Origin of the sequence: Allobosea sp., from assembly GCF_048595345.1 — a bacterium.
Lineage (GTDB): Bacteria > Pseudomonadota > Alphaproteobacteria > Rhizobiales > Beijerinckiaceae > Allobosea.
Genome location: NZ_JBMDWH010000152.1, coordinates 22,437 through 29,064, shown reverse-complemented (window position 1 = coordinate 29,064; position 6,628 = coordinate 22,437). Strand labels below are relative to the sequence as shown.

The 6,628-nt window shown below is 67.2% G+C and carries 7 protein-coding genes; all 7 read right to left on the bottom strand.

Annotation, left to right across the window (positions count from 1 at the left end):
* Positions 1 to 964, bottom strand: a 964-nt coding sequence (locus ACOJTB_RS14210) for a Gfo/Idh/MocA family protein (RefSeq protein ID WP_420103179.1), incomplete at its 3' end; no start/stop codon positions are given.
* Complete coding sequence (locus ACOJTB_RS14205) at positions 961 to 1,842, bottom strand: sugar phosphate isomerase/epimerase family protein (RefSeq protein ID WP_420103178.1); 882 nt, start codon at positions 1,840 to 1,842, stop codon at positions 961 to 963. The genes ACOJTB_RS14205 and ACOJTB_RS14210, both read right to left, overlap by 4 nt.
* A 28-nt stretch (positions 1,843 to 1,870) precedes the next feature.
* A complete protein-coding gene (locus ACOJTB_RS14200) occupies positions 1,871 to 2,704 on the bottom strand; it encodes a carbohydrate ABC transporter permease (protein WP_420103177.1) in 834 nt (277 codons plus the stop codon).
* Entirely contained in the window at positions 2,701 to 3,621 is a 921-nt protein-coding gene (locus tag ACOJTB_RS14195) for a carbohydrate ABC transporter permease (protein ID WP_420103176.1), read from the bottom strand. Before ACOJTB_RS14195 ends, ACOJTB_RS14200 begins: the two co-directional genes overlap by 4 nt.
* 80 nt (positions 3,622 to 3,701) lie before the next feature.
* On the bottom strand, positions 3,702 to 4,901 hold the full coding sequence (locus ACOJTB_RS14190) for an ABC transporter substrate-binding protein (protein WP_420103175.1): 1,200 nt from the start codon (positions 4,899 to 4,901) through the stop codon (positions 3,702 to 3,704).
* Positions 4,873 to 5,898, bottom strand: coding sequence for an alpha/beta hydrolase (locus ACOJTB_RS14185; protein ID WP_420103174.1), 1,026 nt, complete (start codon positions 5,896 to 5,898; stop codon positions 4,873 to 4,875). The genes ACOJTB_RS14190 and ACOJTB_RS14185 overlap by 29 nt, the downstream gene beginning before the upstream one ends.
* A complete protein-coding gene (locus ACOJTB_RS14180; RefSeq protein WP_420103173.1) occupies positions 5,895 to 6,569 on the bottom strand; it encodes a GntR family transcriptional regulator in 675 nt (224 codons plus the stop codon). Before ACOJTB_RS14180 ends, ACOJTB_RS14185 begins: the two co-directional genes overlap by 4 nt.
* Positions 6,570 to 6,628: the final 59 nt, after the last annotated feature.

Genomic DNA, 6,628 nt, shown 5'->3' with positions numbered 1-6,628 from the left:
GGCGCTCCATGGCGATCACGCCATCCGCGATGGTCGGTGCCGGCGTCGCCGTTCCCATCAGGGCCGGCACGACATCCGCCAGCAGCGCATGATAGCCTTTCGGGTCCTCGTTCGCGGCGGCGGTGAAGTTCGGCTTCCAGCTCAGCGTATCGACCTCCTCCGAAAGCGTCGCGCCGAGATCGTCGATCTTGAACGGCGGATTGCGGTGCCAGCGGATTTCGACGACGTCCTCGATCTCGATGCGCTGATGGTCGCCCATGAGCTCGATGCGCTCGACCGGGGTGCCGCGCGATTGCGAGGTTCCCATCGCGATCGTGCCGATGGCTCCGCATTCGAACTCGAAACCGACATGGAAGAGAATGCGGCCGGGCACCTTCTCGACCTTGCGCGCCGTGATCGAGCGAACTGGGGAGACCAGGAACGACACCAGATCCATGTAATGGACGCAATGGTGCAGCAGGAAGCCGGTGTAATCGACATTGCCGGCGAAGTAGCCGGGCGCGGTCATGTAATAGCCGGTGAGGCCCAGCACCTCGCCGAAGCGGCCCGAGCGCAGGATATTGGCCGCCATCCGGTTGCCGATCGAGTAGCGCTTCATGAAGCCGACCAGCAGCGGCTTTCGCGCTTTTTCCGAAGCGGCGAGCAGTTCGCGCGCACCGGCGGCGGTCGCGGCCGGCGGCTTCTCGATGAAGACCGGCAGGCCCCGTTCCAGCGCCTTCTTGCCGAAGGCCAGATGCTGATCGGGACCGACGGCCATGCCGACCGCATCGATGCCGGGCGTCGCCAGCAGGGTCTCGACATCGCTCGTCAGCGCGCCGACGCCGAACTGCCGGCCGGCCTGAGCGAGGCGAGCACCGTCGATATCGCAGAGCGCCGCGATCTTCACGTCATGACGCACGAGCTGCGGCAGCAGCATCTGGGTGGCGTGGACGCCGCAGCCGATCCAGGCGATGTTCAGGGTCATCGGCGGTATTCCGTCAAGGTGAGATGGGACTTCATGAAGGCGACGCTCGCGGCGAGGCGGTCGCTCTCGTCCTCATGCGGCGCGCGCCATTGCGCGAAGGGCACGCCGAAGCGGTCGTCGCGGCGGCGGAACGGCTCGAGCGAGATCGGGCCGGTGTAGCCGATCTGGTGCAGAGCGCGGCAGACGGAAACCCAGTCGGTCGCGCCTGTGCCGGGAAAGCCGCGATGATTCTCATTGGCCTGGAAATGCGCGACGCGCTCGCCGGCGAGCAGGATCGCCTCGGCGATCGAGCTTTCCTCCATATGCATGTGGAAGGTGTCGAGCATCATTCTGACGCCCGGATGATCGACCGCGTCGAGCAGTTCGACCGCCTGCTGCGTGGTGCACAGGACATCGCTCTCGAAGCGGTTCAGAGGCTCCACCGCGAGCGTGACGCCGGCCGAGGCGGCATAGTCGCCGGCCTCCTGCAAGCCCTCGACACAGCGCTGCTTGCGGGCGAGGCGCTCGTCGTCCGCCACGGGCTGGGGCGGGCGGCCGGCGAAGACCAGGGGATTGCCGGTCAGCGGCCCGCCGACGATGGTGGCGCCGAGACCGATCGCGCAATCGACCGTGTATTTCAGATAGTCGATGCCGGCCCGGTGCGCGTCCTTCTCGGCGGCGCTGAGATTGCGTTGCAGATTGACGCGGGCCGCGAGCACGACACCCAGCCCCGCGCCGTCGAGCGCCTTACGTGCCTGCGAGAGATCGATCTCGCCCGGCTCCGGCACCAGGAGTTCGACGAAATCATAGCCATGCGCGCGCATGCGCTCGAACAGGCGGAAATGCTCGGCTACGAAGGGCCGGGCATATTGCATGGAGATCAACCCGATCGGGTTCATGGACATATCCTTTGCAGATCCGAAGCTGTCAGCCCTTGACGGCGCCCTGGGTCAGGCCGCCGATCAGGCGCCGTTGCACGAGCAGAAAGAGAAGCGTCGCCGGCAGGGCGCCGACCACCGCCCCGGCGGCGAGCAGGCCCCATTCGATCTGGTATTCGCCGATGAGCGTCTGGATCGCGACGGTGACGGGGCGGACGTTCCGGCCCCCCAGGGTCAGTGCGTAGAGATACTCGTTCCAGGCGGTGATGAAGATGTAGATGCCGGTCGAGATGATGCCCGGCACCATCAGCGGCAGGACGATGCGCCGCAGCGTCGTCAGGCGCGAGCAGCCATCCGTCATCGCCGCCTCGTCGAGGCTCTTGGGGATCGCCGCGACATAGCTCGTCAGCATCCAGACCGCGAAGGGGATGGCGACGGTGGCGTTGGCCAGGATGAGGGCCAGATGGGTGTCGAGCAACCCGAGCTTCCGCATCAGCACGAAGAGCGGCAGGATCAGCAGGACGACCGGGAACATGTTGATGAGCAGGAACTGCAGCATCAGCGCCCTGCGCCCGAAAAAGCGGAAGCGCGAAAAGGCATAGGCCGCGCCCACCGCCACGACGAGGCCGAGCGCCATCGTGCCCGATGCGATGATCAGGCTGTCGAGCATGTTCTTGAGGAAGGAGGTCTGGGCGAAGAGCCTGACATAATTGTCGAGGCTCCAGCCCTTCGGAGACAGGGCGACGCCGGTGGCGGAGATCGCGGCCGAGGGCGTCAGCGAGGTCAGGATCATCCAGGCGAAAGGCGCCATCGCGAAGATCACGATCGCCAGCACCGGCAGATCGGTCGTCAGGATGCGGCGTAAGCGTGAGGAACGCTTCATCGGGCGGCCTCGCGCATGGTGCGGGCGATGTAGATCGCGACGAAGACGCCGAGAAGCAGGGTGAAGGTGACGGCGATGGCGGTGCCGTAACCGAAATCGAGATTCTGCCGGGCCTTCACGAAGGCGTAGAGCGGCAGGGTGTGGGTGGCGTAGCCCGGCCCGCCCCCGGTCATGACGAAGATCACGTCCATGGAATTGGCGACCCAGATGACGCGCAGCAGGCCGGCCGTCGCCAGAACCGGAGCGATGCCGGGCAGCGTCACATGCAGGAACTGCCGCCAGGGCGAGGCTCCATCCAGCGAGGCGGCCTCGTACTGGCTCCTGGGGATGCCTTGGAGGGCGGCCAGGATCATGACCGCGAAGAAGGGAAAGCCCTGCCAGGTCAGCGTCGCGATCACCGCATAGAGCGCGACATCGGGGTCGGCGAGCCAGGGCACGGCGGAGCGCACGATCGAGAGGTAGAGCAGGATGTCGTTCAGCACCCCCGTGGTCGGATCGTAGATCCAGCGCCACATCAGCGCGATCACCACGCTTGGCAGCGCCCAGGGAATGATGATCAGCGCCCTCGCCAGGCCGCGCCAGGGAAATTCGCGGTTGAGCAGGAGCGCTGTCACGAGGCCCAGCCCCATCTGGAGCGGCACCGTCAGTCCGATCCAGATCGCGGTATGGCCGAGCGCGGTCCAGAACACCGGGTCGTTGAAGAGCTTCACATAGTTGGCGAAGCCGACGAAACGGCTGGCATTGGGGCGAAACAGCACGAGATCGTAGAAGCTCGTGGTCACCGCCTGGATCATCGGCAGGAAGACGATGACCGCCGTTACCAGCACGGCCGGCGCGAGCAGCCAGTAGGGCGCCAGCTTCGCCGTGCGGAAGGCGAAGCGCCGTTCGGCTCTCGGGAGGGAGGAGATGGCGGACATGGAGGCGAGATCCACGCGAAGGGTTGAGGCGAGCGGCCCGGTCTTGGGCCCGGACCGCTGCCTGAGAGGGCTCGGCGGGCTTACGGGGTAAAGAGCTTGTCGAGCTCGCCCATCATCTGCTGCGAGGTGATCTGGCCCGTGAGAGCCCGCTGCATCTCCGTCTGCCAGGCCGTGTTGACGAATTCGGAGGTGGCTGCGGTCTGCGGCAGAACCTTCGCGAAGGGCAGCGACTGCACCGTGGCGTCCACGAAGCGGCGCTCGTGCAGCGTCCAGTTCTGCGAGCCGCTGCGGGTGACGGTGAGCTGGCCGGTCGCGCTGTTGAAGGCGACGTTGTTCTCGCCCTCGGCGAGGAAGGAGATCCATTTCCAGGCGGCGTCCTTGGCCTTGGACGAGGAAAAGACCGCCAGCGACTCATCGCCATAGGAAGTCCACCGCCCACCACCGCATGTCGGCACCGGCACGGCCGAGACCTTGTTTCCCAGCGCGGCGACCAGATCCTTCGAGGACCCGATATGGTGGATCGTCATCGCGGTCTTGCCGGCCTTGAACGCGGCGATGATCTCCTGGAAGCCATCATTCGGCGCGGACGGCGGGATCACCTTGTCCTTGCGGAAGAGGTCGATCACCCATTGATTGGCGGCGACCGCTCGGGGGTTGGTCAGGCCGCCGGGCTTGAGGTCCCCGCCCTGCGACAGGACGAAGGCGCCCCACTGGTCCCAGCCGCCCTTGCCGCCGCGCAGGCCGAAGCCGTAGCGCTCCGGCGCCTTGGTGAGCTTCGACGCCGCCTCGCGGAAATCCTCGCAGGTCGCCGGCGGCTTCAGCCCCGCCTCGGCGAAGAGATCGGCCCGGTAATAGAGGTAGAGCACCACGTACTGGATCGGCAGGTAATACTGTTTGCCGTCAGGCGCCTTGTTCAGCGTCAGCAGATTGTCGAGCAGGTCGGCCTTGCCGGGCCAGGCGTCGAGGCGCCGGTTGAGCGGCTCGAGCGCCCCCATCTCCATCAGCTGCGGTTGGGCGAAGAGCTTGACCATCGCGGCATCGGGCGCGTTGCCGCCGACGAGCGAGGTGTAGAGATTGTCGTAATAGCTGTTCCAGGGAACGTTCTCGGCCTGGATCTTGATGCCCGGATTGGCCTTCTCGAATGCCGAGACGAGCGCCGACATCGGATTGGCCGGGTTGTCGAAATGATACCAGAACCGCACCGTCTCGGCCTTGGCCGAGGCGACCGCGAGTCCGGCGGCCAGCGCGAAGCTACCGGCGAATGTTGTCCACCATCCCATGATGCGCTTCCTCCCGTGAAGCTGTTTCGAGGTTTTTTATGATCGTTCTGGCTGCGGCTCCCGCAGCCGCGAGCGCCTCGCGCGCAGCAGCGAGTTCGCGTGTCGCCTGCAGGAAGCCATGGGTGACGCCGGGGACGATATCGAGCGTCTCCGTCCGGCCGAGCCCGGCCAGGCGCGCCTGCAGCGCGACGCTGTCCGACAGCAGGGGGTCCACCCCGGCGGCCATCAGATGCAACGGCGGCAGCGCTGCGAGCGCGGCGTCGCTCGCCGCCAGGGGGCAGGCGAGCGGCTCGCGGGCGATGTCGCGGCCGGCCGCGTACCAGCCCCAGTAGCGGGCCATGCGCGCAGTGGTCAGGCCCGGCCCCTCGGCGAAGCGCCGATAGGAGTCGCCCGTCAGATCGGCGGCGTAATTGCCGTAGAACAGCAGCGCCCCCGCCGGCAGCGGCCGGCCCTGCGCCTGCTCGTGGAGAATCGCCGCCAAAGCGAGATTGGCGCCGGCCGAGTCGCCGGCGACGAGAACCGGGGCCTGGCCGAGGCCCCGAACGGCGCCGGCGATCAGGGCCCGCAGGCAGGCGACGACATCCCGGAGCCCGGCGGGAAAAGGATCTTCGGGCGCCAGCCGATAATCCGGCAGGACGATATCCATGCCGGCTTCGCCCGCCAGAACCCGCGCGGTCCGCTCATGCGAGCGCGAGCTCCCGAAAGCGAAGCCCCCGCCATGGACATAGAGGATCGTGCCGCCCGCGGCCTGCGATGGCGACAGGATGGTGAGCGGGCAGTCGGCCGAACCGAGATCCGGATCGGCAGGGACGAGCGTCGCGCTCTTGCCGGCCATTTCCGGAAGGTCGCGGTTCCAGCGCTCATTGACGCGCTCCGACAGCGCCCTCCCCTCCGCCGGGGGCAGCAGAGTGGCGTCCGGCAAGGGGCCGATTTCAGCGGCGGCACGCTCATGCACCGCGACCATCTCCGCCGAGATCACGCCGGGGTCGATCGTCATTGGCTCTGCCCCGGAAAGACGGCGGGACCGAGATCGACGATCGTGGCGATGTGGTGCCGCATCGCGCTCATCGCCGCGCCGACGTCGCGGGCCGCGATGGCGTCGATCAGGCTGCGATGGCGCAGCGCGGTCGCGGTCAGGTCGCGCGTGCCGCGGCTCTGCGAGATCTTGAAGCGGTGATTATGCACCAGGCAACGATGCAGGATCGGATCGAGAGCGGGCAGGCGGGCGTCGCGCAGGATGCGGCGGTGGAAGTCGCGGTCGATCGCCGCCAGCAGCAATTCGTCATCCGCCGCGGCGGCGGCCAGCATGCCCGCGAGCATGGATTCGAGATCCGCCACCAGCCCCTGGCTCGGCGTCGCCATGGCGCGGGGCAGCCCGGCCGTTTCGATCTGGTCGCGCAGGCGGAACATTTCGACGGCCTCGTCCTGCGTGCAATCGCTCACCTGCGTGCCGCGATGGCCGCGCCGATGAACGAGCCCTTCCTCCTGCAGCTGCAGGAGCGCTTCGCGCACCGTGCCCTGGCTGCACTGGAAGCGCGCCGCCAGTTCGAGCTCGGTCAGCCCGGCTCCGGGGGCGAGCGTTCCGAGCATGATGTCGCGCTTGAGCGCATCGAAAGCGAAGCCCGCTTTCGCCGGCCGCGCCGCCACCCTGTCTGCGAGATGCGCCATCTGCCGTCGTCTTCGCCTGTTGCGCGGATGCCCAATTATCGTTATTGATAATGATAACG

Bases quoted from the DNA above. Each gene is read 5' to 3' on its own strand.
- ACOJTB_RS14190 (WP_420103175.1), bottom strand. From the start codon at position 4,901: ATGGGATGGTGGACAACATTCGCCGGTAGCTTCGCGCTGGCCGCCGGA.
- ACOJTB_RS14185 (WP_420103174.1), bottom strand. From the start codon at position 5,898: ATGACGATCGACCCCGGCGTGATCTCGGCGGAGATGGTCGCGGTGCAT.
- ACOJTB_RS14195 (WP_420103176.1), bottom strand. From the start codon at position 3,621: ATGTCCGCCATCTCCTCCCTCCCGAGAGCCGAACGGCGCTTCGCCTTC.
- ACOJTB_RS14205 (WP_420103178.1), bottom strand. From the start codon at position 1,842: ATGAACCCGATCGGGTTGATCTCCATGCAATATGCCCGGCCCTTCGTA.
- ACOJTB_RS14180 (WP_420103173.1), bottom strand. From the start codon at position 6,569: ATGGCGCATCTCGCAGACAGGGTGGCGGCGCGGCCGGCGAAAGCGGGC.
- ACOJTB_RS14200 (WP_420103177.1), bottom strand. From the start codon at position 2,704: ATGAAGCGTTCCTCACGCTTACGCCGCATCCTGACGACCGATCTGCCG.